Source organism: Mycobacterium sherrisii (genome assembly GCF_002102355.1).
Taxonomy (GTDB): Bacteria; Actinomycetota; Actinomycetes; order Mycobacteriales; family Mycobacteriaceae; genus Mycobacterium; species Mycobacterium sherrisii.
In genome coordinates this window covers 69,558-93,837 of the sequence record NZ_LQPT01000028.1, presented here as the reverse complement: position 1 = coordinate 93,837, position 24,280 = coordinate 69,558, and the positions used below count along the sequence as shown (strand labels likewise).

Annotated in this window: 24 protein-coding genes; 8 read left to right on the top strand and 16 right to left on the bottom strand. The window is 65.9% G+C overall.

The features are described 5' to 3' along the window. Positions 1–8 precede the first annotated feature (8 nt). Together AWC25_RS05260 and AWC25_RS05255 are read right to left on the bottom strand one after the other, a co-directional pair. On the bottom strand, positions 9–848 hold the full coding sequence (locus AWC25_RS05260; protein ID WP_069401627.1) for an SDR family oxidoreductase: 840 nt from the start codon (positions 846–848) through the stop codon (positions 9–11). Between the two features lie 115 nt (positions 849–963). Beyond that, entirely contained in the window at positions 964–1,899 is a 936-nt protein-coding gene (locus AWC25_RS05255) for an enoyl-CoA hydratase (protein ID WP_069401626.1), read from the bottom strand. 140 nt (positions 1,900–2,039) lie between these two features. Here AWC25_RS05255 and AWC25_RS26395 point away from each other — a divergent pair, with 140 nt between their 5' ends. The 3 genes from AWC25_RS26395 to AWC25_RS05245 all read left to right on the top strand — a co-directional run bounded on the left by AWC25_RS26395 (position 2,040) and on the right by AWC25_RS05245 (position 4,371). Continuing rightward, positions 2,040–2,204 carry a hypothetical protein gene (locus tag AWC25_RS26395; RefSeq protein WP_108920566.1) on the top strand — a complete coding sequence of 55 codons (165 nt, stop codon included), beginning with the start codon at positions 2,040–2,042 and terminating at the stop codon, positions 2,202–2,204. Then, on the top strand, positions 2,205–3,698 hold the full coding sequence (locus AWC25_RS05250) for an alpha,alpha-trehalose-phosphate synthase (UDP-forming) (RefSeq protein WP_069401625.1): 1,494 nt from the start codon (positions 2,205–2,207) through the stop codon (positions 3,696–3,698). It abuts the gene before it with no gap. Positions 3,699–3,792: 94 nt separating this feature from the next. Further along, positions 3,793–4,371, top strand: coding sequence for a hypothetical protein (locus AWC25_RS05245; protein ID WP_085166467.1), 579 nt, complete (start codon positions 3,793–3,795; stop codon positions 4,369–4,371). Between the two features lie 10 nt (positions 4,372–4,381). Here AWC25_RS05245 and AWC25_RS05240 read toward each other — a convergent pair whose 3' ends face one another. From AWC25_RS05240 to AWC25_RS05185, 12 genes are all read right to left on the bottom strand, one after another. Beyond that, entirely contained in the window at positions 4,382–4,873 is a 492-nt protein-coding gene (locus AWC25_RS05240) for a mammalian cell entry protein (RefSeq protein WP_069401624.1), read from the bottom strand. After that, positions 4,873–5,565, bottom strand: a complete 693-nt coding sequence (locus AWC25_RS05235; protein WP_085166445.1) for a mammalian cell entry protein — start codon at positions 5,563–5,565, stop codon at positions 4,873–4,875. Before AWC25_RS05235 ends, AWC25_RS05240 begins: the two co-directional genes overlap by 1 nt. Next, the gene (locus tag AWC25_RS05230; protein WP_069401622.1) at positions 5,565–7,229 is read right to left on the bottom strand and encodes a virulence factor Mce family protein; all 1,665 of its coding nucleotides are present in this window, start codon (positions 7,227–7,229) and stop codon (positions 5,565–5,567) included. The genes AWC25_RS05235 and AWC25_RS05230 overlap by 1 nt, the downstream gene beginning before the upstream one ends. A gap of 11 nt (positions 7,230–7,240) precedes the next feature. Continuing rightward, positions 7,241–8,392, bottom strand: coding sequence for a virulence factor Mce family protein (locus AWC25_RS05225; protein ID WP_085166444.1), 1,152 nt, complete (start codon positions 8,390–8,392; stop codon positions 7,241–7,243). Continuing rightward, complete coding sequence (locus tag AWC25_RS05220; RefSeq protein WP_069401620.1) at positions 8,389–9,834, bottom strand: virulence factor Mce family protein; 1,446 nt, start codon at positions 9,832–9,834, stop codon at positions 8,389–8,391. The genes AWC25_RS05225 and AWC25_RS05220 overlap by 4 nt, the downstream gene beginning before the upstream one ends. Positions 9,835–9,841: 7 nt before the next feature. Beyond that, positions 9,842–10,942: a virulence factor Mce family protein gene (locus AWC25_RS05215; protein WP_211281018.1), complete on the bottom strand. Its 1,101-nt coding sequence runs from the start codon at positions 10,940–10,942 to the stop codon at positions 9,842–9,844. Continuing rightward, positions 10,932–11,984 carry a virulence factor Mce family protein gene (locus AWC25_RS05210; RefSeq protein WP_069401619.1) on the bottom strand — a complete coding sequence of 351 codons (1,053 nt, stop codon included), beginning with the start codon at positions 11,982–11,984 and terminating at the stop codon, positions 10,932–10,934. Before AWC25_RS05210 ends, AWC25_RS05215 begins: the two co-directional genes overlap by 11 nt. Continuing rightward, positions 11,984–13,186, bottom strand: a complete 1,203-nt coding sequence (locus AWC25_RS05205) for an MCE family protein (RefSeq protein WP_069401618.1) — start codon at positions 13,184–13,186, stop codon at positions 11,984–11,986. The genes AWC25_RS05210 and AWC25_RS05205 overlap by 1 nt, the downstream gene beginning before the upstream one ends. Before the next feature lie 17 nt (positions 13,187–13,203). Continuing rightward, positions 13,204–14,046 (bottom strand): MlaE family ABC transporter permease, encoded by an 843-nt coding sequence (locus AWC25_RS05200; RefSeq protein ID WP_069401617.1) that lies wholly within the window; start codon positions 14,044–14,046, stop codon positions 13,204–13,206. 19 nt (positions 14,047–14,065) lie between these two features. Then, complete coding sequence (locus AWC25_RS05195; RefSeq protein WP_044508576.1) at positions 14,066–14,830, bottom strand: MlaE family ABC transporter permease; 765 nt, start codon at positions 14,828–14,830, stop codon at positions 14,066–14,068. 238 nt (positions 14,831–15,068) lie between these two features. Continuing rightward, the gene (locus AWC25_RS05190; RefSeq protein ID WP_085166442.1) at positions 15,069–15,983 is read right to left on the bottom strand and encodes a 3-oxoacyl-ACP reductase; all 915 of its coding nucleotides are present in this window, start codon (positions 15,981–15,983) and stop codon (positions 15,069–15,071) included. A gap of 33 nt (positions 15,984–16,016) precedes the next feature. Continuing rightward, positions 16,017–16,208 (bottom strand): ferredoxin, encoded by a 192-nt coding sequence (locus AWC25_RS05185; protein ID WP_069401615.1) that lies wholly within the window; start codon positions 16,206–16,208, stop codon positions 16,017–16,019. A gap of 192 nt (positions 16,209–16,400) precedes the next feature. Here AWC25_RS05185 and AWC25_RS05180 point away from each other — a divergent pair, with 192 nt between their 5' ends. From AWC25_RS05180 to AWC25_RS05160, 5 genes are all read left to right on the top strand, one after another. After that, a complete protein-coding gene (locus tag AWC25_RS05180) occupies positions 16,401–17,579 on the top strand; it encodes an acyl-CoA dehydrogenase (protein ID WP_069401614.1) in 1,179 nt (392 codons plus the stop codon). 19 nt (positions 17,580–17,598) lie between these two features. Next, positions 17,599–18,696, top strand: a complete 1,098-nt coding sequence (locus tag AWC25_RS05175) for an acyl-CoA dehydrogenase family protein (protein WP_069401613.1) — start codon at positions 17,599–17,601, stop codon at positions 18,694–18,696. Between the two features lie 58 nt (positions 18,697–18,754). Beyond that, complete coding sequence (gene fadD17, locus AWC25_RS05170; protein ID WP_142278698.1) at positions 18,755–20,263, top strand: long-chain-fatty-acid--CoA ligase FadD17; 1,509 nt, start codon at positions 18,755–18,757, stop codon at positions 20,261–20,263. A 4-nt stretch (positions 20,264–20,267) separates the two neighbouring features. Then, the gene (locus AWC25_RS05165; protein ID WP_069401611.1) at positions 20,268–20,981 is read left to right on the top strand and encodes a serine hydrolase; all 714 of its coding nucleotides are present in this window, start codon (positions 20,268–20,270) and stop codon (positions 20,979–20,981) included. 167 nt (positions 20,982–21,148) lie between these two features. Beyond that, positions 21,149–21,913 (top strand): alpha/beta fold hydrolase, encoded by a 765-nt coding sequence (locus AWC25_RS05160; RefSeq protein WP_069401610.1) that lies wholly within the window; start codon positions 21,149–21,151, stop codon positions 21,911–21,913. On the opposite strand, the gene AWC25_RS05155 is transcribed toward AWC25_RS05160, so the two are convergent. Together AWC25_RS05155 and AWC25_RS05150 are read right to left on the bottom strand one after the other, a co-directional pair. Then, entirely contained in the window at positions 21,910–23,457 is a 1,548-nt protein-coding gene (locus AWC25_RS05155) for an acetolactate synthase large subunit (RefSeq protein WP_069401609.1), read from the bottom strand. The genes AWC25_RS05160 and AWC25_RS05155 overlap by 4 nt on opposite strands. After that, a complete protein-coding gene (locus AWC25_RS05150; protein ID WP_069401608.1) occupies positions 23,454–24,278 on the bottom strand; it encodes an amidohydrolase family protein in 825 nt (274 codons plus the stop codon). Before AWC25_RS05150 ends, AWC25_RS05155 begins: the two co-directional genes overlap by 4 nt. Between the last annotated feature and the right edge of the window lie 2 nt (positions 24,279–24,280).

Sequence of the window (24,280 nt, the reverse complement as noted above, 5' to 3'; positions counted from 1 at the left end):
ACCCCGGCTCACATCACGCCGCGCAGTGCATCCTGACCGAACATCTGCACCATCATCGAGGAATAGTCAGGACCACGGCGCAGGATGTGGCCGCCATCGACGTTGATGCATTGCCCGGTGATCCATTCCGCCGCGTCGCTGAGCAGGAACACGGCCAGGTTGGCGACGTCCTCAACCTCCCCTACCCGGGGCAACGGTGTGCACAGCGCATAGTCAGCGCTGATCTCCGGCGACTGGATGACGCTCGCGTCGACCAGATCCGTGCGGATCAGACCCGGACGAATGCTGTTGACCCGCACCCACGACGGCCCCAATTCGTCGGCGGCCAACATCATCATGTGATCGATGGCCGACTTGGTGACACCGTACGGGCCGAACCAGCGGTGGGTGTTACTGGCCGCGATCGACGAAATCCCGACGAATGACCCGCCGCCCCCGCGCACCAGTTCGCGGCAGACGTGTTTGAGCACATACATGGTGCCATTGACGTTGAGGTCGACGGTGTTTCGCCAGGCCTCCGAGTCGGTGTGGGTGATCGGCCCGACGGTCAACGAACCGCCCGCGCAGTGCACCGCGCCGTTCAACCGGCCGTGCCACGCGGTTGCGGCGTCGACGGCGCGAGTCACCTCCTCCTCCTTGGTGACGTCGGTGGGCTCGTAGCGGATCGCGCCGCCGTTCGCGGCGGCCAGCGGTCCCAGCTCCTCGACGGCTTCCGCCAGCCGATCCGGGTTGCGGCCGACGATCATCACCGAAGCCCCGGCCGAAGCGAGCGCAGCGGCGACCCCCTTACCGATCCCGCTGCCGCCGCCGGTGATCAGGTACGTCCGGTCGTCGAAAGTTAGCTGCACCCGAGGCCCTCCAAACTGGAACATGTTCTAGCAATAGAAGCATGTGCCTATGGCGTAAATATCGCTACCCCCGGTCTCGTTACCGGTGGCTGACCCGGGCCCTGGCGCGGTGGGGTTACGGCGTGTCGCGGCGAGCGACCTTGGTCGGCTTGGCGTCGCGCCAATCCTCGACGTGCGGCGGCTGCCCGACCGGCCAGCGGTTTTCGTTGAAGGCGGCCCAGTGGGCGTGTCCCAACAAGTGGACGTGGAAGGCGTGCCGCAATGCCTCGGTGTATCCCATCGCGTCGGAGGCGGCATTGACCGAATCCTTGATGAGCAGCGACGCCATCGTGGGACGCTCCGCGATACGGCGAGCGAACTCCAGTGTCTTTTGCTCCAATTCGTCAACCGGGAACACCTTGGACACCATCCCCAGCCGATACGCTTCGTCAGCGTCCAGCGAATCACCGGTCAACAGCAGCTCTTTGGCCTTGCGCGGGCCGAATTCCCAAGGGTGGGCGTAGTATTCGACGCCCGGCATGCCCAGCCGGACCGCCACCACGTCGCTGAACTTCGCGTTGTCGGCCGCGACGATCAAATCGCAGGCCCAGATCAGCATCAGGCCGGCCGAGATGGCGTTGCCCTGCACCTGAGCGATCGTGATCTTGCGCAGATCGCGCCAGCGGCAGGTGTTCTCGAAGAAGAAGTGCCACTCCTGGTGGTACAGCTTCTCCATGATCGGTTCATAGGTCGCGCCGTGCGAGCGGAAGGTCGGATGCTGACCCGGCCCCGGCATGCGCTCGGCCAGGGCCTGCTCGGAACCGAGGTCGTGGCCGGCGGAGAAGTTCCTGCCGCGGGCGGCCAGGATCACCACGCGGACGGTGTCGTCGGCCTCGGCCCGCCCGAATGCCTCGTCGAGCTGAACCAGTAGGCCGCGACTCTGCGCGTTGTGCGCCTCGGGCCGGTTCAGCCAGATCCGGGCGATACGCCCCTCGTCAAGGGTTTCGTAGGCCACCAATTCGGGGTCCTCGGCGTTGGCCGCCCCGGCGTCGGCTTGCTCGGAGACCGTCATTGCGCCCACCTCGTTCGTCCTCGATCGTCGTTGATTCGCCTTGTTTACACATTACGGCGAGTGTGTAAGCGAATCCCCGCCGGGTTGGCCGCTGGCCGAGACCGCTGCGAGCGGATATCGACGTCGCATACAGTTATGTCATGCCTACGAAATCTGATCCTGGCGAAATCGGGGACGTCGAGCCGCTGGCCGATAGCACCGCGAGCCAGGCCAGGCGGGTCGTCGCCGCGTATGCGAACGACGCCGACGAATGCCGCGTCTTCCTGTCCATGCTCGGTATTGGACCGGCGAAACTCGACGCGTAAATGGCTTCCGGCCGAGACCGATCCTCGAAGAAGGCGTCGAGTGCCGAGAGCTTCGGGGACTCCGACTTCGTGGTGGTCGCCAACCGGCTGCCGGTCGATCTGGAACGGTTACCCGACGGCACCACGACCTGGAAGCGCAGCCCCGGAGGCCTGGTCACAGCGCTGGAGCCGTTGCTGCGCCGCCGTAGCGGCGCCTGGGTTGGCTGGCCGGGCATCACCGACGACGAGGCCGACGTCGGTGAGGAGCCCATCGAGCAGGACGACCTGCAGCTGCACCCGGTGCGGCTGTCCGCCGATGACGTGGCGGAATACTACGAGGGTTTCTCCAATGCCACCCTGTGGCCGCTGTACCACGACGTCATCGTCAAGCCCATCTACCACCGCGAATGGTGGGAGCGATACGTCGATGTCAACCGTCGCTTCGCCGCAGCCGCGTCGCGAGCGGCCGCCCGGGGCGCCACCGTGTGGGTGCAGGACTACCAGCTGCAACTCGTCCCGAAGATGCTGCGCGAGCTGCGCCCGGATCTGACCATCGGCTTCTTTCTGCACATCCCGTTCCCGCCGGTGGAGCTGTTCATGCAGCTGCCCTGGCGCACGGAGATCGTCGAGGGCCTGCTCGGAGCCGATTTGGTGGGCTTCCATTTGGTCGGCGGCGCCCAGAACTTCCTGATCTTGTCCCGGCGCCTGATCGGCGCCAACACATCGCGTGGAGCCGTGGGGGTACGCTCCCGATTCGGCGAGGTGGAGGTGGGTCACCGCAGGATCCGGGTGGGCGCGTTTCCCATCTCGATCGACTCGGGGTCACTCGATCAGGCCGCCCGCGGACGCAACGTCCGGCGCCGGGCCCGCGAGATCCGAACCGAGTTGGGCAATCCGCGCAAGATCATGCTCGGTGTGGACCGGCTGGACTACACCAAGGGCATCGACGTTCGGCTGAAGGCCTTTTCGGAGTTGCTCGCCGAGGGCCGTGCCAAACGCGATGACACCGTGCTGATCCAGTTGGCGACCCCGAGCCGCGAGCGGGTGGACAGTTATCGCTTGCTGCGCAACGACATCGAGCGCCAAGTCGGCCACATCAACGGCGAGTACGCCGAGGTCGGTCATGCGGTGGTGCACTACATTCACCGCCCAGTCCCGCGCGACGAACTGATCGCGTTTTTCGTGGCGGCCGACGTCATGTTGGTCACGCCCCTGCGCGACGGCATGAACTTGGTGGCCAAGGAGTACGTCGCCTGCCGGAACGACCTCGGCGGCGCTCTCGTGCTCTCCGAATTCACCGGTGCCGCAGCCGAATTGCGGCAGGCGTACCTGGTCAACCCGCACGACCTCGAAGGGGTCAAGGACATGATCGAGGCCGCCCTCAATCAGACGGTCGAAGAGGGACGCCGCCGGATGCGCTCGTTGCGGCGCCAGGTGCTGGCCCACGACGTGGACCGGTGGGCGCGGTCATTTCTCGATGCGCTCACCGAGGCGAATCCACCGGAAACCAACTAGCGGCGGCCGGCCCATGGTGTTGGCGCCGAAACGCTGTGATACTCGATGCAGCGTGCCGGCAACGGTGCGACGGGAGGGCGTGAAGGGAGGGATCGTGCAGGTCCGCCGGATACTGGCCGCCGCGGTCGGCGTCGTCTCTGCGGTGGCGATCGCCGTCGCCCTGGAATCGGGGAATCCGGCGCACGCGCTCGGACCACCCGCGGATGGCAACTACACCTACAGCGAGGCCGGGGTCTCGGGGGTCACCTGGACCATCACGGCACTGTGCGATCAGCCGTCCGGGACGCGGAACATGAACGACTATTCCGACCCGATCGTGTTCGCCATGCAATGCGCGCTCAACGTCGTCAGCTTCACCGACGAAAAGATCAGCGCCGCGGACAAGTTGCAAAACTTCAGCGGCCGGGCCCGGATGTCCAGCATGCTGTGGACTTTCAAGGTCGACAAACCCGACGGTGTCGCGTGTCCGGGTGGTGGCACCGCTCCCACCACCGAGACGTGGTCGTTCAGCGATGAGACCATGAGCGGAACCCACACCGTCATGCACGGCGCCGTCTGCGGGTTGCAGCCGTCGATGCAAAAGCAACCGTTCTCGCTGCAGATGACCGGGCCACCGCCCAGCCCCATCCAACGTTATCCGTTGTACTGCAACGGTATTGCGATGTGCTACTGAGTGCGATGGCTCAGATCGGGGTGATGTAGTTGATCAGCCACCTGTTGCCGATCCGCTGGAAGTCCACCCGCAAGCGGCTGCCGTCGTAGAGCGGCTGCCGTGACTTGTCGGTCACGGTGCGGTTCATGTAAACCATCACCGAGGCGGAATCGCGCTTGGCCGACATCACGCCCACACCAACGACATTGGCCTGAACGACCACCTCGCGCTTCTTGGCTTCCGGGATGATCTGCGCGTTGGCGCTCTTCTGGAACTCCTGGCGGTAGGCGGGCGTCAGCAGTGGATACGCGGCAGCGAGACTGCGTTCGACGGTCTGGTAGTCGTAGGCGAACACCGCGGGAACTTCCCTGGCCGCCAACTCCGGCAGCACCGCCCGGGCGGCTTGCTCGCCACGCGTCTGCACCCGGTCCCAGTAGAACCAGCCGGCCGCCGCGGACAATCCGACAACGGCCGCGATCGCCAGGTACACCGATGCGGTGATCAGCCAGCGCCGCAACCGCATCAGTTGCCCCCGTCGGGATACTTCAGGTCGTAGCCCGTCATGTGGCCCTGCTCATCCTCGTGCACGATGACGCGTAGCCGGTACGGCAGGGACGGCTTGTGGACGCCGTCGATGTCGGCCACCGTGACCCGCACCGACACCAGCACCGACGCGTTATCGGTCACGGTGTCAATGCCTTCCAGCGCCGCGCCGTTGATCACCGCCTCCGACGTCGCGTTCGTCGAGCGGAACAAGGCCTTCAGGTTTTCGATGTTGTTGTTGGCACCGAGCATGCCGCGCAACGGACCGCTGGTGCCGTTGTAGAACCGATTCACGCTCTCGTCGATGTTGTCCTGTTTGTAGCTGAACATGTTGACGACGGTCTGGGTGGCGGTATCGACGAAGCGCTGATCGCGGTCCTGCGCCGCCTGGGCGTGCCGCTGTTGAATGACGAGCACGGCCACGCCGGCGGCCAGCGAGCCGATCGCCAGCAACGCGGCCGCGAACGAGATCCAGCCGACCAGGACGCGATTCGGCCTGCGCCGCGGCGGCGGCTTGACCGTCTTGAGCGTCCCGGCGCGTCTCGGGGTTTGCTTCTTCGGCTCGGCGGGCGCGTCGACCGCAACCGTGGCGGCCGCGTCCGGCTGCTCGACCTTCGCCGGCCCCGCCGCCCGCGACGCCCGCCGACGCACCCGTGGTGTCGGAGAAGCCACTACATCGGCCTCGGATCAAGCATCAGGTCCACCCAGTTCTCGGCTTTGGACGTGTTTCCGCCGGCCGCGAAAATACCAGTCCCTCCTGCCGGATCCCTAAAGGCGCCGGTATCCGGGTCATAGGTGGTGTACGCGGGCCCACTGGCCTGCGGGCCTGCCCCGGGTGCCGGCGCCGGTGGGGGCAGCCACTTCGGATACGGGAGTTGCGGCGGGACCGGGGGCACGCCGGGCGGTTGCCACGACGTGAACGGCGGCGGCGGACCGTTGTCGTTGGGTGGCGGCGGCGAGTAGGCCGGCTGGTGGTTGGGCAGCGGCCCCGGCCCCGGCACCACGCCCGGCGGCGGTGGGCCGACGATCGGTGTGCCAGGGTCCGGCTCTGCCTCCGGCGGAATGTAAGGAAATTTGTTGGGCGGCAACGTGTTCAGCCCGTTGGTCTGCGGGGTGTTGTACGGCACCGGCGGACCGCGCCACGGGTTACGGCCCACCGGCACATAACCCTTCGGGTCGCGGCACAGCTGAATGGTCGGAGCCCGCTTGCCGGGAAACTCCTGGCACGGATAGTTGCGCGCGCCCCGGACCGTGCTGGGGTCGTTTTGGGCAACCTTGCAGTATAAATCGCTCGGGAGCTCGCGCAGCGTCTCGTCGGCGGGGGTGCGCATCAGCGGTGGGGGCAGGAAGCCGACGGCGCACGGGGGCGGGTCGTTGAGGTCGAGCTTGAAGTCCAGCTTGGCGCCCTCGTCCTGGGGCGCGCCGCCCGCGGCCGTGGCGATCGCCGCGAACAGTGCGGGCAACACCACCAGGAGTTGTTCGATCGACTTGTGGTAGATCACGCCCACTCGGCCCAGGTTGGCCAGGTTGGCGGCCAGCGCGGGAAACGACGGGCGAATGCCGGAAAACGCCGTGCTGGCTTCGTCGGTCGCGCCCGGCGCGGTCGCCAACGTCGAGCGCAGCTGCGGGTCGGCTCGACGCACTTCGGAGGTGAACCGGGCCAACCCGTCGGACAGCGATTTGATGTCGGCACCGGCGCGAATCTGAGACTCCAGCAGCGGGCCGGCCTGATCGATCAGCTGTGACACCTGCGGATAGTCGGCATTGGCCTCGTCCACCAGCAATCGCGCCGATTCGAGCAGCCGGGCCAATTCCGGCCCCGACCCGTTAGCCGCCTGGAACGTCTCGTGCAGCAACTCCCGCAGCCTGGTGTCGCCGAGACTGTTGACCAGCGTCTCGGCCCGCTTCAACAGGTCGGAGACGTCTTGGCCGATGCGGGTGTTGGCCCGATCGATCCGAGAGCCGTCGTGCAATTTGGTCGTCGCGGGCTTGCTCGGTGGCACCAGATCGATGTACTGCTCACCCACGGCGGACACGCTCTTCACCGTGGCGACGACGTTGGACGGGATGGGCGTGCCGCTGTTGAGCCGCATCCGGGCGGTGACGCCGCTGGGGTTCAACCCCACCGCGTCCACCCGGCCGACGGCGACGCCGCGGTATGTGACGTTGGCGCTCTTGTACAGGCCGCCACCCGCGACGAAGTCCGCACTCACCTCGTACGTTCCGAGGCCGAACGTGGCGGGCAGCCGCAGATAGAAGATCGCCATGACGGTCAGCGTGATCACCGTGATCACGGCGAATATCCACAACTGAATCCGGGTGAGTCTGTCGATCATCTACGCCGCCCCTACTGCGCTGCCGTGCCGGGCGGGATCTTGAACGGGTCGGCGGCCTGTCCGCTCAGGTTGGCCAATTCACCGATCAAGAAGTCGGGCGGATTGAGGATCTCGGACATGTGCGCCATGTTCGGGTCGAAATAGGCAGTGGTGAAGAATGTTTCACCCAGCCGCCGCAAGGTGAGGTCGAAGGTGGTGAACACGTTGAGGTAGTCGCCACGCACGGCTTGCTTGATGCCGAAGTTCGGGAACGGGAAGGTCAGCAGCAGCTGCAGCGAGGTGACGAAGTTCTTCCGGTTGTCGTTGAGCGCCTTGACGACCGAGTACAGGCCCTTGAGGTCCTCGGCGAAGTCGGTCTTGGTCTTCGACAGCACGTGTGAGGTGACCGTCGCCAGTTTTTTCAGCGCGCCGAATGCCTCGACGATGTGGGCCCGATTCTTGTTGAGCACCCGCAACGCCTCCGGCAAAGTGTCCAGCGTCCGGCTCAGGTTGTCCTTGTCGCGGGCCAGCGTCGCGGAGAACCTGTTCAGGCCGTCGATCGCGTCGATGATGTCACCGACCTGCCGGCTCAGTCCCGACGTCAGCTCCGCGAGCCTGGGGAGCAGGCCCTGGAACTGGTCCTGCCTGCCGGCCACCGCCTGGTAGGTCTCGTCCGTAATCTCTTCCAGGGCACCAAGATTGCCCTTGTTGACCACGACACCGAGCGCGGAGAACACCTCTTCGGTGGTGGGAAAGCGACCCGTGTTGGATTCGGCGATCTTGGATCCGTTGGCCAGCCGGCCGGTCGCCGGCTTGCCCTTCGGCGGGGCCAGATCGATGTGCAGCGAACCCAGCAGCGATGTCTGCGCGACGGTCGCGGTCGCGTTCGCCGGCAGGACGACATTCTTGTCCAACGCCAATTTCACTGCGGCGTAGAAGGATCCGTCGCTGCGCTGCTCGGCTGAGATACCGGAGACACTGCCGACGGTGACATCGTCGATCATCACCGGAGAGTTCTGCGGCAGCGTCGCCACGTCGGCCATCTCGACGGTGACCGTAAAGGCGCCGCTGCCGTGGCCGGCGGTCCCGGGCATCGCGATGGAGTTCAGGCCATCGAATTGGCACCCGGCCAGCAATACGCTGCCCGTCACCAAGGCGCCGCCGCGCAACAAGATTCGCCTCATCCGCCCGACCCCTGACCGTCCTGCAGGCCCGCCGAAGGTGCGGGGGTGGGGGCGGGACCGGGCAGCGGACCGAACGCCGAACCGGCACCCGGGCCCGGTCCGGGTCCGTTCGCCGGAGCCGGAGCACCCGGCGGCGCGGCGGCCTGCGGGGCCGTCGGCACCAACAGTGCCTGCAGGTCGGCCGGATTCTGCGTGGGGCCAGGCGCCGCGCCCTTGGCCGGCACCCAGGTCAGCTCCGGGATCGGGGTCTGCGCCTTGGCTTGCGTCTCGGGGGTGTCGTAGATGATCTGCCCCTTGTACGCCGTGATGGTGTTGAGCGGGTGGAACATGATCGGCGGGTAGTTCACTGCCAGCCGGCGCAGCACCGGCCCCAGCCGCTCGCGGCACAGCTCCGCGCGCCGGTAGTAATCGGGAGCCCTTGGGCCGCCGGCGGTTTCGAAGGACCCACCGCAGATGAACTGGACCGGGTTGGCGAACTCGGGGATCGACAACAGGCCGTTGAGCGTGCCCTGCGCCGGGTCATAGATGTTGTAGAAGTTGGCGATACCGGGCCCCGCGACGTGCAGCACCTGTTCGATGTTGTCGCTTTGGTCGCTCAACGTCTTGCTGAAATCGTTGAGCTGGTTGACGGTGTCGATCAGTGTCGAGTTGTTTTCGTGCAGGAAGCCGCGGATGTCGGACAGCGCCTGATTGAGGGTGCCCAGGGTGTTGTCCAGGTGTCGCGAGCTATCGGCGAGCACCTGGGAGACCGACGCGACGTTACCGGCGAACTGCACGATCTGCTCGTTGCTCTCCGACAACGCGTTGACCAGAATCTGCAGATTTTTGACCGTGCCGAAGATGTCGTTGCGCGAGTCTCCCAGTCGCCCGGCGACTTGCGAAAGCTCCCGCAGCGCGTTGTGGAACGATTCGCCCTTGCCGTCGAACGTGTTGGCGGCCTGGTTGATCGCCGCGCCCAGCGGCCCCTGCATGGAACCGCTGGTCGGACCCAGCGAAACCGACAGCTGAGTCAACGCTTCCTTTACCTCGTCCCACTCCACCGGCACCGCGGTGCGGTTGAGGTCGATGCTGCCGCCGTCGGGCAGCACCGCCCCGCCGGTGTAGGCCGGCGCGATCTGAATGAAGCGCGCCGCAACCAGATTGGGTGACATGACGACCGCCCGCGCATCCTTCGGGATCTTCACGTCCTTGGGCACCGTCATCGTGATCTTGACGTCGGACGGCCGGGGTTCGATCGAGTCGATCGTGCCCACCGGGACCCCGAGGATGCGTACCTGGTCACCGGGATACAGCCCGACCGCGGACGTGAAGTAGCCGACGATGGTGCGGTTATTCGCTTGTGACGTCAGCACATACACGCCACCCACCAGCACCGCGACCAGCGCGATGATGGTGAAGTAGCGCAGCCCTCGGCTGCGGGTGAGCCTGCTCATGAAGACCATCTCTGCATCATGGTGACTTCGGCCTGATGATCCAGCGCTCCTGAATAAGCCCGCGCAGGTAGTCCGACAGGCTGGCCGGCAACTTCCCCGGTTGATAGAAGAAGTCGAACATCGCGGCCAGCAGCGGCGCCGGGATCACCCCGTAGACGTTGACGTTGAATCCGGGCCCCGAGCCCACCACCTCGCCGAGTTCGGTTGCGTAAGTGGGCAGCCGCTTGAGCGCCTCGGTGATGTAGTCGCGGCGTTCGTTGAGATTGCTCAACACGTCGTTGAGCTTGCTCAGCGCCGGGCCGAATTCTTTGCGGTTGTCGGCGACGAAACCGGAAATCTGCGCCGACAAACCGCTGATCCCCGAGATCAGTTGCGCCAGTGCACCTCGACGCTCATCGAGCGCGGCGAACAACTCATTGCCGTCGTTCACCAGTTGGTTGACCTGGTTGGCCCGGTCGGACAGCGCCGCGGTCACCGACTTCGCGTGCGCCAGCAGGTTTTGCAGTGCCTCGTCGCGACGGTTCAGGGTGCGCGACAACGAGGTGACCCCGTCCAGCGCGCCGCGCAATTCGGGGGTGGCGTCCTGCAGTGTGTCGGTGAGCACGTTCAACGCCCGCTCGAATTGCGGCTTGTCCAAGTTGTTCGCATTCTGGCCGAGATCTTCGAGGGCACCGGCCAGCGTGTACGGCGTGGTCGTGCGGCTGCGTGGAATGCTGGTGGCCTTGCCATGACCCGCCGGGGTGACCGCGATCGAGCGCTCGCCGAGGATGGTGTCGGTGCGGATCGCGGCCAACGACTGGTCGCCCACGGCGATGTGGCGATCCACCGAGAACGTCACCTTGGCGCTGTCGCCGGCCAGACCGACGTCCTGCACCTTGCCGACTTTGACACCGGAGACGTAGACCGAGTTACCGGGTGTGATCCCGCCGGCATCGCTGAAGTAGGCGTCGTACATCTTGCCCTGCGGGTAGAACGGCAAGCTGGCATAGCCGAAGGCGAGCAGCACAACACAGACCACCAGCACGACGCCGAACACCCCGGTGCGCAGGGGATCACGTTCCCGTTTCGGGCCATTAGACGGGTTACTTGGCGTGTTACTTGGCGTGTTACTTGACAAAGGCGCACCTCCCCTGGCTGGGATCCACCTGACCACCGAGGGGCAGCAGAATGTCGCTGCCGGCCGGTCCGTTGATCTTGATGGTCACGGAGCAGAAGTAGATGTTGAAGAACGATCCGTAGGCACCGAGTGCGGCAAGCCGCAGATAGTCCTCGCCCAATTGCTCAATGTCGTTGTTGACCTCGGCCTTACGCTTGTCGAGCTCGGTGGCCAGTGGGCGGGTATTTTCCAGGATGCCCTGCAGCGGCCGACGTGACTTCGCCAGCAGCTCGGTCAGATCCGTCGTGGTCGACGCCAGCGGCGGAATGGCGCCGGCGATCGAATCTTTGTTTTTGGCCAGCCCGGTGATCAGTTGTTGCAGCTGGTCCACGCTGGCCGAGAATTGGGCGCTCTTTTGATCGATGGTGCCCAGCACCGTGTTCAGGTTGGTGATCGTGTCACCGATGAGCTGATCGCGCTGGCCCAGTGCCGTCGAGAAGGCACTGGTGTTGGCCAGCACATCCGACAATGCCCCCCCTTGACCCTGTAACAACTCGATCACCGCGCTGCTGATCGTGTTGACCTTGTCCGCGTCGAGACCCTTGAGCACCGGCTTGAGTCCGCCCAGCAACGCGTCGAGGTCCAGCGCCGGTTGGGTGTGTTGGGCATTGATCGTCCCGCCGGGCGGCAACTTGCGCAGTTCCCCGGGGCCCGAGGTGATCTCCAAAAACCGGTCGCCAACCAGGTTTTCGTAGCGGATCACCGCGCGGGTCGACGAGTACAGCGTGTAGCGGCTGTCGATTTCGAATCCGACGTCGACGGTGTTGTCGGAGTTGAGTTTGATGCCGGTCACCGACCCGACCGGCACCCCGGAAATCCGCACCTTCTGGCCGGCCTTCAACCGCGACGCGTCGATAAACGTTGCGTGGTAGCTGTTTTCATCGCCGAACCGGAAGTCGCCGAAGACCACCACCAGGCCAGCGGCGACCAGCAGCATCGTGGCGGCGAAGATGCTGACCTTGATCACCATCGACCGGTGCGACGGCATTTCCGAACCCGCCATTAAAAGTCGTCCCGTTCGGCGAAGGCACCGTGGAACAGGAACTGCAGCGTCGAGGGCGCGTCGACCTGGAGTTCGGTGAACGGCTCGTACGGGATGTTGGCGTTGTCGGTGACCAGGAACGGCGCCCGGTAGAACGATCCACCGTTCTGCTTGGTCGGAATGTCGGGTAGCCCACGGCAATTGGGCCCACCGGAGGCGTTGACGATCGGCAGCGACTCGGGGTAGGTGTACGCCGGTGCGCCCAATACGAAGCTCGACGACGTGAACAGACCTGCCTTGCGAACACCCAGCAGCGGGGCGAATTCCTTGATGCCGCGCTCGATACCGGCAAACAGGCAACCGAGTTCGGGCGAGTAGTCGGCGGCCACCTTGACCGGTGCCCGCAGCCGGTTGATGGCGGCGATCAAATCCTGCTCGGCCGGCGCCAACGTGTCATAGGCGTTGTTGGACAGTCCGATCGTCGCCAACAGTGTGTCGTTGAGGTTTTTCTGTTGGTCGACGACGGTCTTGTTGATGGTGGGCAGGTTGTCGAAGATCGTGTTCAGGTCCGGTGCTGCGTCGGCGTAGACGCCGGTGACGGCGGCGGTCTTGCGAAAGTCGTCCTGCAGGGTGGACAGTTTCGGATTCGCTTGTGCGGTAAGGGTGTTCAGGACCGACAGCAGCGCGCCCAGGTCGTCGCCATGGCCGCGCAGGCCCTCAGCGAAAGCGCTCAGTGTGCCGTTCAGTTCGACCGGATCGACCTTGTGCAGCAGGTCGATCAGCGACTGGAACAACGTGTTGACCTCCAGTTGCACCGCCGAGGCTTCGACATGCGCATTGGGCCGCAGGGAGATCGGCGACGGCGTTTTGGGCGGAACGAATTCGACCGACTTGGCACCGAAGATGGTGTTGCCCCCGATGTGCACCGCCGCGTTGGACGGCACGAAGTGCATGTCGTCGCTGTTGATGGCCAGCGTCAGCCGCGCCTGATCGTCGCCGTAGCTGATGTCGGTGACCTTGCCGATCTGGATGCCGCGGTATTTCACCTTGGCGCCCTTGTCCATCACCAGACCCGCCCGCGGAGTGGCGACGGTGACCGTGTCAACCGAGGCGAACGCCGCGGTGTAGGAGAGGTAGGTCAGCACCGAGAACGCCACCAACAAACTGGCCAGCAGCGCCGCTGCCAGCCGTACCGTCGTGCGTCGTGGATCGGTATCTGCCATAGATCGAAGCGGTCCCCTTACCCGGAGAGGTTGAAGTTACCGGACGCGCCGTAGACGGCCAGCGAGATGAACAAGGTAATGACGACGACCACGATCAGCGACGTACGCACCGCCTGCCCGACCGCGATGCCCACGCCGACCGGCCCGCCGCTGGCGTTGTAGCCGTAATAGGTGTGCACCAGCATCACCGCGATCGACATGACGATGGCCTGCAAGAACGACCACAACAGGTCCGACGGGATCAGAAAGGTATTGAAGTAATGGTCGTACAGGCCGGCCGACTGGCCGTTGATGAAGACCGTGGTGAAACGCGCCGCGAAGAACGCGGCGAGCACCGACAGGGAGTAGAGCGGGACGATCGCCACCAGCCCGGCGATCAGGCGAGTCGAGACCAGGTAGGACACCGAGTGCACCGCCATGCATTCCACGGCGTCGATTTCCTCCGACACCCGCATCGCCCCCAGCTGGGCGGTCGCGCCGGCGCCGATCGTCGCGGCCAGCGCGATCCCCGCGATCACCGGTGCGACAACGCGCACGTTCAGGAACGCGGACAGGAAACCGGTCAGCGCCTCGATGCCGATGTTGCCCAACGACGAGTAGCCCTGGACGGCGATCACGCCACCGGAGGCCAGCGTCAAAAACGCGGCGACGCCGACCGTGCCCCCGATCATCACCAGCGCTCCCGCACCCAGCGTCATCTCGGCGACGAGCCGGATCGTCTCCTTGCGGTACCGGGTCAGCGCGTTGGGGACATAGCGCATGGTCTGCCCGTAGAACAGCGCCTGCTCGCCGAAGTCGTCGACCGGGCCCTGCAACCGGGCCGCGAAGGTGCGGAACCGGTAGGTGAGGTCATAGCTCATCGGGTGCTCACTCGCCTCATCATTTGGTCGAGAACCGCACGCCGATCGCGGTCATCACCACGTTGATGACGAACAGGCAGATGAACGCGTAGACGACCGTTTCGTTGACGGCATTACCGACTCCCTTGGGCCCGCCCTTGACGGTGAGGCCGCGGTAACACCCGACAAGGCCGGCCATCACGCCGAACAGCAGCGCCTTCACCTCGGCGAGCACCAACTCCCGTAGTCCGGTCAACACGGTCAGGCCGTTGATGAACGCACCGGGGTTGACACCCTGGAGAAAGACGGAGAAGACATAGCCACCCGATAAACCGATCGCACACACCAAACCGTTCAGCAGCAGTGCGACAACGGTCGACGCCAAAACGCGCGGAACCACCAGCCGGTGGATCGGGTCGATGCCCAGCACCCGCATCGCGTCGATTTCCTCGCGGATGGTGCGAGCACCCAAATCGGCACAGATCGCGGTGGCGCCGGCCCCCGCGACGACGAGCACGGTGACCACCGGTCCCAGCTGGGTGATGGTGCCGAAGGCCGTCCCGGCGCCGGACAAGTCGGCCGCGCCGATTTCACGCAACAGGATATTGAGGGTGAAGGCCACCAGCACGGTGAAGGGGATGGAAACCAGCAGCGTCGGGACCAGCGACACGCGGGCGATCATCCACGTCTGATCGAGGAACTCGCGGAACTGAAAGGGCCGACGGAAGCTTGCCCGGGCGGTGTCGATCATCATCTCGAAGAACCCGCCGACAGCACGGGCCGGGACCGCGAGTTGTGGGATCAACTCGACTCCCCCCTTTGCTGCTCACGGCGAAGCCTGTGCGTCGCCTTTGCTTTGTCTTCGGTCGCACCCGGCTCCGTGTGAGCCGGATCATATTAACTCAGAGGAAGATCACCGTTGTCAATGAACAGGTTCAACTGCCGACTGCGTCAATTTCTCCTGGTCAGAGGCCTAAGGGCCGTACTAATCTGACACACGTTCTACTAAAGGATTCCGCCCCCGGAGAAACCCCATTATGCCGCTATTGCTCCATTAAAGCGGTCGCGGAAAAGTTACGTTCGGGGTCGCGACCAGCAAAGTAGTACTGCAAGGTGCTGGTGAGTTGAGCAGGGTCCCAGGCGGCACCGTCGGCGACGAAGCGATGCTCGGCCGTTGGCGCTGAGACCAAGGTCACTTGCGGGCCGTAGACGATGAAGACCTGGCCGTTGACCTCCGCGGCCGCGGGCGACGACAGGAACTGCACGAGTTTCACCACGTGCTCGGGCGACAACGGGTCGATGCCGCCTTCTTCTATTTCCGGCGCGCTGCCGAACACGTCGGCAGTCATCGCGGTCCGGGCCCGGGGGCAGATGGCGTTGGCGCACACTCCGTAGCGGCCCAGCGCGCGGGCGGCGGTCAGGGTCAGGGAGATGATGCCCGCCTTTGCGGCGCCGTAGTTGGCCTGCCCCACCGGACCGACCAGCCCAGCCTCCGAGGCGGTGTTGACGATGCGCCCGAAGATCGAACCGCCCGCGTCTTTGGCTTTGCCGCGCCAGTAGGTCGCGGCGTTGCGGGTGAGCAGGAAATGGCCGCGCAGATGCACGGCGATGACCTGATCCCATTCCTCGTCAGACATGTTGAACAGCATCCGGTCGCGGGTGATGCCGGCGTTGTTCACCACGATGTCCAGCCCACCCAGCCCGTCGGCGGTGGACACCAGCTCGTCGGCGGTGGCGCGCTGACTGATGTCGCCGGCGACCGCGATGGCCTTGGCCCCCGCCGAGCTGATTTCGTCGATGACGTCGGAGGCGTCCAGTGCGGTCGCGATGTCGTTGACGACAACCGTCGCACCGAGCCGGGCCAGGCCCAGGGCCTCGGCCCGCCCCAGCCCAGCGGCCGCGCCGGTAACCACCGCGACCTTTCCGGAGAGATCGATCGCGTTCGTGCTGCTACTCAATTTATGAATACCTCTAGTTTCGGGGTCCTCGCGTCAGTCCTCGCGCAGCAGCGCCGCGCGCGGACACTCGGCGATCGCCTGCTCGGCGAGATCTTCCTGCTCCGACGGAATTGGATCGGTCTTCACGACGGCGTAGTCCTCATCGTCCAGGTCGAAGATATCCGGCGCGATTCCCAAGCACACGGCGTTACCTTCGCACCGATCACGATCGACGATCACCCGCACGGCATCCTCCTTGAAGCTAGCCAGGGATCCGGCCCTATGGCCCCTCAGAACGTAGCTCCACCATAGGGCTCGCGAACGCCTGAGGAAACGGTGGCTGGATTCCAAGACTAGAACGTGTTACAACCTCCGAAGACGAACGGGTAGCCGTTGGTCGAGTCACAGCGTGTCACGTTAACCAAAGGACTGGCTGGAATGCGCATCAGTTACACCCCTGAACAGGAGGAGCTGCGTCGCGAGCTGCGGTCGTACTTCACCAGGCTCATGACACCCGAGCGTCGGGAGGCGCTGACCTCGACCCAGGGTGAGGTCGGGACGGGCACCGCCTACCGAGACACCGTCGCGCAGATGGGCAAGGACGGGTGGCTCACTCTGAACTGGCCCAAGGAGTACGGCGGCCAGGACCGTTCCCCGATGGACTCGCTGATCTTCACCGACGAGGCCGCGATCGCCGGCGTGCCGGTGCCGTTCCTGACGATCAACAGCGTGGCGCCGACGATCATGGCGTTCGGCACCGAGGAACAGAAGAAGTTCTTCCTGCCCAAGATCGCCGCCGGAGAGCTGCACTTCTCGATCGGCTACTCCGAGCCCGGCGCCGGCACCGACCTGGCCAACCTGCGCACTACCGCTGTCCGCGACGGTGACGACTACGTCATCAACGGCCAGAAGATGTGGACCAGCCTGATCGCCTACGCGGACTGGGTCTGGCTGGCGGTGCGCACCAACCCCGAGGCCAAAAAGCACCGGGGTATCTCGATGTTGGTCGTGCCCACCACAGCCGAAGGTTTCTCCTGGACGCCGGTGCACACCATGGCTGGCGTGGACACCAGCGCCACCTACTACTCCGATGTGCGCGTTCCGGTGAGCAACCTGATCGGCGAAGAGAACGGCGGCTGGAAGCTGGTGACCAATCAGCTCAACCACGAGCGGGTCGCGCTGGTGTCGCCGCAACCGATTTTCCTCGCGCTGCGCGAGGTTCGGGAATGGGCGCAGAACACCAAGGACTCCGGCGGGACACGGCTGATCGACTCGGAGTGGGTGCAGCTGAACCTGGCGCGGGTGCACGCCAAGGCCGAGGTGCTCAAGCTGATCAACTGGGAGCTGGCTTCCTCGGCTGGCGAGGCGCTGAACCCCGCGGACGCGTCGGCGGCCAAGGTGTACGGCACCGAGCTGGCCACCGAGGCCTACCGGTTGCTGATGGAGGTGCTGGGCACCGCGGCGACCCTGCGCCAGGATTCGCCGGGCGCGAAGCTGGCCGGCCGGGTCGAGCGGATGCACCGGGCCTGCCTGATCCTGACTTTCGGCGGCGGCACCAACGAGGTGCAGCGCGACATCATCGGCATGGTCGCCCTCGGCCTGCCCCGAAACCGCTGAGCCCTGGAAAGGGATATCGATGGACTTCACAACAACCGAAGCAGCCCAAGACCTCGGCGGCCTGGTCGACACGATCGTGGACTCGGTGTGCACGCCGGAGCATCAGCGAGAATTGGACTCCCTGGAGCACCGGTTCGACCGGGGCCTCTGGCAGAAGCTGATCGAGGCCGACATCCTCACCAGCGCATCGGCGTCGGTGCTGGGCGGTGATGGATTCGGAGCGCTTGAGCAGGTCGCGATCCTGGTCGCACTCGGCCGCCAACTGGCCGCCGTGCCCTACCTCGAGTCGGTGGTGCTCGGCGCCGGTGTGTTGGCCCGGTTCGGCTCCGAGGAGCTGCAGCAGGCTTGGGGGGTTCCGGCCGTCAAGGGCGAGACGATCCTGACCGTGGCCCTCGACGGCGAGATGGGCGACGGGCCGGTACAGGGCACCCCCTCGGCCGCCGGTTATCAGCTGACCGGAACCCGCACGCAGGTCGGTTTCGGCACCGTCGCGGACGCATTCCTCGTGCCCGCCGAAACCGAGTCCGGCACAGCCGTTTTCCTGGTCGCCGCCGACGACCCGGGTGTGCGCGTGACCCCGTTGGTCACCACCGGCCTGGGCAGCGTCGCCCACTTGGGGCTCGACGGTGTCGCGGTGACCGAAGCGCGGCGGGTCGGCGGGGGGGAGGTCGTGGCGTGGCTGGGCACGCTGGGGACCTTGGGCCGCACCGCATATCAGCTGGGGGTGCTCGACCGCGGCTTGCGGATGACGGCCGAATACGCCCGCGAGCGTGAACAATTCGACCGCCCGATCGGCAGCTTCCAAGCCGTGTCGCAGCGGCTGGCGGACGGCTACATCGACGTCAAGGGCTTGCGCCTGACGCTCACCCAGGCGGCCTGGAAGGTTTCGGAAGACATTCCCGCCGAGCTCGACGTGGCCAGCGCGGCGTTCTGGGCCGCCGACGCGGGCCACCGGGTCGCGCACACTATCGTGCATGTCCACGGCGGCGTCGGCGTCGACACCGATCACCCGGCGCACCGCTACTTCTTGGCAGCCAAGGAAATTGAGTTCGCCCTGGGCGGGGCCACGGGTCAGCTGCGCCGAATCGGCCGCGAGCTGGCGGAAACCCCTGCCTAGCCGCCTGGCGACGATGCGGTCCAGGCAGCCGGCCAATGGGGCGGGCGTGTTGACCCCGGTGATTCCGGCTAACCCGACGGTCACCAAACTGCTGGCGCCGCTGGCTGAAATCGGCGATCGGGGCGTCTATTTCGAGGATTCGTTCACCAGCTGGCGCGACCACCTGCGCCACGGGGCCGCGATTGCGGCGGCGCTGCGCGCGCGGCTCGACCCGGCCCTTCCTCCGCACGTCGGCGTGCTGCTGGAGAACACGCCGCTGTTTTCGGCGATGCTGGTGGCCGCCGGAATGTCGGGCATCGTGCCGGTCGGCCTCAACCCGGTGCGGCGAGGTGCGGCGCTGGCCAAGGACATCGCCAAGGCCGACTGCCAGCTGGTGCTGGCCGACACGAAATCGGCTGTGCCACTTGGCAACTTCCCGCACCTGAATGTCGACTCGGCCGCCTGGGCCGATGCGGTCGAGGCGCATCGCGACGCCGAGCCGGCGTTTCAGACCGCGTCGGCCGACGACCTGTTCATGCTGATCTTCACGTCGGGTACCAGCGGTGAGCCCAAGGCGGTCAAGTGCAGCCACGGCAAGGTCGCGATCGCCGGATTGACCATGGCGCAACGCTTCGACCTCGGTGCTGACGACATCTGTTATGTGTCGATGCCGTTGTTTCACTCCAACGCGGTGCTGGTGGGCTGGGCGGTGGCCGCGGCATGTCAGGGTTCAATGGCCTTGCGGCGCAAGTTTTCCGCGTCGAATTTCTTGGTCGACGTCCGCCGCTACGGCGCCACCTACGCCAACTATGTGGGCAAGCCGCTGTCCTACGTGCTGGCCACGCCAGAACGGCCCGACGATGCCGACAATCCGTTGCGGGCGGTGTACGGCAACGAGGGGGTTCCCGCGGACATCGAACGGTTCGCTCGCCGGTTCGGATGTGTCGTGCAGGATGGGTTCGGTTCGACCGAGGGCGGGGTCGCGATCGCGCGCACTCCCGACACACCGCCCGGGGCATTGGGGCCGCTGACCGAGGGACTCGAGATCGTCGACCCCGAGACCGGTAAACCCTGCCCGGTTGGCGTGGTCGGCGAGCTGGTGAACACGGCCGGCCGGGGCCGATTCGAGGGCTACTACAACGACCCGGCGGCCGAAGCCGAGCGGATGGCCGGCGGGGTCTATCACAGCGGTGACCTTGCCTATCGCGATGACGACGGATACGTGTACTTTGCTGGGCGGCTTGGTGATTGGATGCGGGTCGACGGCGAGAATCTGGGTGCGGCGCCGATCGAGCGGGTATTGCTGCGGTATCCCGACGCGGCCGAAGTCGCCGTCTATGCGATCCCCGATCCCGTGGTCGGCGACCAAGTGATGGCCGCGTTGGTGCTGACCCCCGGGGCCGAGTTCGATCCCGAACGGTTCCGGAGCTTTTTGGCCGGGCAACCCGACCTGGGACCCAAACAGTGGCCGTCGTACGTCCGGATCAGTCCGGAGCTACCGCGGACGGTGACGTTCAAGGTGCTTAAACGCCAGTTGGCGGCCGAAGGCCTCGACTGCGATGATCGGGTATGGCCGATTCCCCGATAGCCCGATGACGTCGCGGCCGCTGGAGCTTGCATTGGAGGCGAGCTTTGAGCAGCTCGCCGACGTGGTGCCGGCCAACATCGGTGTCGCGGTGGCCCGTCCGGACCGCACCTTTTCACTGGGGAGGTGGTGGTCCGGCGTCGCCTGGTCGACAATCAAAGTGCCGCTGGCGATCGCGGCACTACGCAGCGATTGGCTCACTGCCCGTGACCTTGCCGTCAAGGCCATCTGCGAATCCGACAATCGCGCCTCCGATCAGCTGTGGTCGTTGCTGGGCGAGCCGACCGACGCGGCACGCAAGGTGCAAGGTGTCGTCGCCGAGGGCGGCGACACCGCCACCGTCGTCGAATCACGCCGCCTGCGGCGTGGTTTCACCGCGTTTGGCCAGACGCAGTGGACGTTGCAGCGGCAAGCCCGGTTCGCCGCGGAGTTGTCCTCGATTCCCGGCGCGGCCGAGGTGATCGAGATCATGGGGCAGCTCATCCCCGATCACCGATGGGGGCTGGCCGCCAACGGCTTTGCGGCAAAGGGGGGTTGGGGACCGGGGACGAACGGGGACTACTTGGTCCGGCAATTCGGCATTCTGCCGACGCCGTCGGGACAGTGGGGTGTCGCGTTGGCTGCCGAGGTGCGCGACGGCGGTTTCGAGACGGGTGTCGAGGTCCTCAACACGATGATGGACTGGCTGATCAGCCGCCTTCCCGTGCTGGCCCGCTACTGAAACGCAGCCGGGTAACCATGCCGATCAGCGGGGGCGCCCAGCCAGCCCGACAGCAATTTTTGACAACGCGTGATGCCAACTTCTCGCGACGTTCCGACAATCTGACGGAAGCGTAAAATCAGCTGTGCCGCATAGCTTTCCAGGCTACCGGTAGGCAGGAGACCGCGATGACGACATTCGCGTTGATACACGGCGGCTGGCTCGGCGCCTGGTGTTGGGAACTGTTGACTCCGCTGATCGACAACTGCGGACACCACGCGGTGGCAATAGACCTGCCGTCGGCCGACGGGTCGGCGACATTCGACACGTATGCCGACGTGGTGTGCGCCGCACTGGACGGCTGCAACGACGACGTAGTGGTGGTAGGACATTCCACGAACGCCGCGACGGCAGCACTGGTCGCGGCGCGGCGACCGGTTCGGCACGTGGTCTATCTGTGTGCCTTCCCCCCTGCAATCGGTCAGAGCCTGCAGGAACAGTTCGCGACCGAAGCGGACATGACGGACTTCGCCTGGATGGCCGCGCTCGCGACGATGGACGTTCAGGGAGCGCAGACCTGGGACGACCGTAGCCTCGCCCGAAAGCTGCTGTTCGCCGACGTTGATGACGTGACCGCGGAGCGCGCGATTGACCGGCTTCGGCCGCAGTCGCCTCGACCCGCCGAAGTAAAATTCCCGCTGACCGAATTTCCTTCGACGAGATACACTTCCGTGATTTGTGCCGACGATCGGGTGGTCCGGCCGGAGTGGTCCAGGCGGGTCGCTCGCGAGCGGTTCGCCGCCGACATCGTCGAACTCGCCGGCGGTCACACACCATTTCTGTCCCGGCCCGCGGTGTTGGCAAACCTGTTGCGGTGCATTGCGGATTTGCCCGAGGAACGGATGCTCGTCGCGAAAAGCCGCCGCAAACCCTGTAATCCGAGCTCCGTCTAGCCGGTGATCGAGGGCACCACCGCATCGATCAGGTGCGGTCCGGGCTCGACGAGGGCGGCGCGCAGCGCGTCGGCGAATTCCTCGGCCGTGGTGACCCGACGCGCCGGCACTCCCATGCCCTCGGCGATTTTGACGAAATCCATTGTCGGGCGCGATAAGTCGAGCAGATCGAGTGCCTTCGGCCCGGGCGCCGACCCGGCGCCGACGCGTTGCAACTCGATGCGCAGGATGTCGTAGGCGCTGTTGTCGTAGACCACCGTCGTCACGTCCAGGTTCTCGCGCGCCTGGGTCCACAGTCCGGAGATCGTGTACATCGCCGAGCCGTCGGATTCCAGGCAGAGCACCGGGCGGTCCGGCGCCGCCACCGCCGCGCCGACGGCGGCGGGGATGCCGTAACCAATCGCCCCACCGGTCAGGGTCAGCCAGTCATGGGCGGGCGCTCCGGCGGTGCACTGCGCCAACAACACCCCGGAGGTGTTCGACTCGTCGACGACGATCGCCCGTTCGGGCAGCAGCGCCCCGATCACAGCCGCCGCCGATGCGGAGGTCAGCGCGCCGGTCGGCAACTGCGGGCGCGACGCGGCGGCCACCGGGGCCACGGTGCCGGGTGCGAGCTGGTCGGCCAATGCCACCAATGCGTCGGCGGCACCGCCATACTCGGCGAGCACGTGCACCCCGCAGCCCGCCGGCACCAGGTCGCTGGGCATGTTGGGGTAGGCGAAAAACGATACCGGCGATTTGGCGCCGGCCAGCACCAGATGCTTGGCGCCATCCAGCTGGGCCGACGCGGCCTCGGCGAAGTACGCCAACCGCTCGACGGCCGGGACGCCGGCGCCGCGCTCGAGCCGGGTGGGGAACGTCTCGCACAGCAGGCGCGCGCCGGTCGCCTCGGCGATTCGGGCCGCCGCGGCAAGGCCGCGGGCCCGGGTCGCGTCGCCACCCACCATGATCACCGTCGGTTCCCCCGACGTCAGCACCTCGACGATCTCGGACGGCAGCTGCGGCTGCGCGGCCGGCGGCGCGCCGGGCACCGGTGCCGGGTGGCCACCGTCCGACCAAGACGCGTCGGCGGGCAAAATCAGCGTGGCGATCTGCGACCCGGCACGGCTCGCGGCGATCGCTTCGGCGGCATCGAGGGCCACGTCGGCGACGGCGGCCGAGCGGCGCACCCATCCCGAGACGGTGCCGGCAACCGCGTCGATGTCGGATTCCAGTGGGGCGTCGTACTTTTTGTGGTAGGTGGCGTGGTCGCCGACCACCACCACCATCGGCACCCTGGCGCGCCGAGCATTGTGCAGATTCGCCAGGCCGTTACCGAGTCCGGGGCCCAGATGCAACAGCACGGCCGCCGGACGCTCCGCCATGCGTGCATAGCCGTCGGCCGCGCCCGTCGCGACACCCTCGAAAAGGGCGAGCACGCCCCGCATCTGGGAGACGGCGTCCAATGCGGCCACAAAGTGCATCTCCGAAGTGCCGGGGTTGGCGAAGCATACGTCGACGCCACCGTCGACCAGGGTGTTGATCAGAGCCTGCGCACCGTTCACCTGTTCGCCTCCAAACTGAATACGCGTTCGGCGTTGCCGTGCAGAAAATCGTGACGAGCCGCCTCGTCGAGTCCTAGGCCGTCCAGGCCGGACAGGGCATGCTGGTGACCGATCATCGGGTAGTTGGTGCCGAACAGGACTTTGCGTTGTCCGGTACCGGTTTTCATGAATCTGATCAGTTCGTCCGGAAGGCGTCGCACGGTATAGGCGGAGGTGTCGATGTACACATTCTGGTGCTTACGCGCGACGGCCACCATCTCTTCGGTCCAGGGGTAGCCGACGTGTCCGCAGACGATGACCAACTCGGGAAAGTCGAGCGCGACCTGGTCGATGTAGGGTATCGGGCGGCCGGTCTCTGACGGCCGCAGCGGGCCCGTGTGCCCGACCTGAGTGCAGAACGGCACGCCGGCCTGGACGCATTCGACGAACAGCGGGTAGTAGCGGCGATCGGTGGGCGGGGCGTTCCACAGCCACGGCACCACTCGCAGGCCGACGAATCCGGCACCGATGCATCGCCTGAACTCGCGGACGGCGTCCATCGGACGATCCAGATCGACGCTCGCCAAACCGGCAAACCGCTTCGGGTACAACCGAATCCACTCCGCGACCTCGTCGTTGGAGATCAAGTCCTGGCCGCCCGGGCCGTACCACGCGCTGAGCAGGCCGCACTGCACGCCCGCGGCGTCCATCGACGCCACCGTCGCCTCGATCGGCACGTCGCCGTCCGGTATCGACCCGCCCGTCCAGCGCCGCAGGGATGCCAGCATCTCGCTGCGCAGGAAACGCGCCGTCGGATGCTGCATCCACACGTCGATGGTCATCG

Bases quoted from the DNA above. Each gene is read 5' to 3' on its own strand.
- AWC25_RS05255 (WP_069401626.1), bottom strand. From the start codon at position 1,899: ATGACGGTCTCCGAGCAAGCCGACGCCGGGGCGGCCAACGCCGAGGAC.
- AWC25_RS26395 (WP_108920566.1), top strand. From the start codon at position 2,040: ATGCCTACGAAATCTGATCCTGGCGAAATCGGGGACGTCGAGCCGCTG.
- AWC25_RS05250 (WP_069401625.1), top strand. From the start codon at position 2,205: ATGGCTTCCGGCCGAGACCGATCCTCGAAGAAGGCGTCGAGTGCCGAG.
- AWC25_RS05240 (WP_069401624.1), bottom strand. From the start codon at position 4,873: ATGCGGTTGCGGCGCTGGCTGATCACCGCATCGGTGTACCTGGCGATC.
- AWC25_RS05230 (WP_069401622.1), bottom strand. From the start codon at position 7,229: ATGATCGACAGACTCACCCGGATTCAGTTGTGGATATTCGCCGTGATC.
- AWC25_RS05225 (WP_085166444.1), bottom strand. From the start codon at position 8,392: ATGAGGCGAATCTTGTTGCGCGGCGGCGCCTTGGTGACGGGCAGCGTA.
- AWC25_RS05220 (WP_069401620.1), bottom strand. From the start codon at position 9,834: ATGGTCTTCATGAGCAGGCTCACCCGCAGCCGAGGGCTGCGCTACTTC.
- AWC25_RS05210 (WP_069401619.1), bottom strand. From the start codon at position 11,984: ATGGCGGGTTCGGAAATGCCGTCGCACCGGTCGATGGTGATCAAGGTC.
- AWC25_RS05205 (WP_069401618.1), bottom strand. From the start codon at position 13,186: ATGGCAGATACCGATCCACGACGCACGACGGTACGGCTGGCAGCGGCG.
- AWC25_RS05200 (WP_069401617.1), bottom strand. From the start codon at position 14,046: ATGAGCTATGACCTCACCTACCGGTTCCGCACCTTCGCGGCCCGGTTG.
- AWC25_RS05180 (WP_069401614.1), top strand. From the start codon at position 16,401: ATGCGCATCAGTTACACCCCTGAACAGGAGGAGCTGCGTCGCGAGCTG.
- AWC25_RS05175 (WP_069401613.1), top strand. From the start codon at position 17,599: ATGGACTTCACAACAACCGAAGCAGCCCAAGACCTCGGCGGCCTGGTC.
- AWC25_RS05165 (WP_069401611.1), top strand. From the start codon at position 20,268: ATGACGTCGCGGCCGCTGGAGCTTGCATTGGAGGCGAGCTTTGAGCAG.
- AWC25_RS05160 (WP_069401610.1), top strand. From the start codon at position 21,149: ATGACGACATTCGCGTTGATACACGGCGGCTGGCTCGGCGCCTGGTGT.
- AWC25_RS05150 (WP_069401608.1), bottom strand. From the start codon at position 24,278: ATGACCATCGACGTGTGGATGCAGCATCCGACGGCGCGTTTCCTGCGC.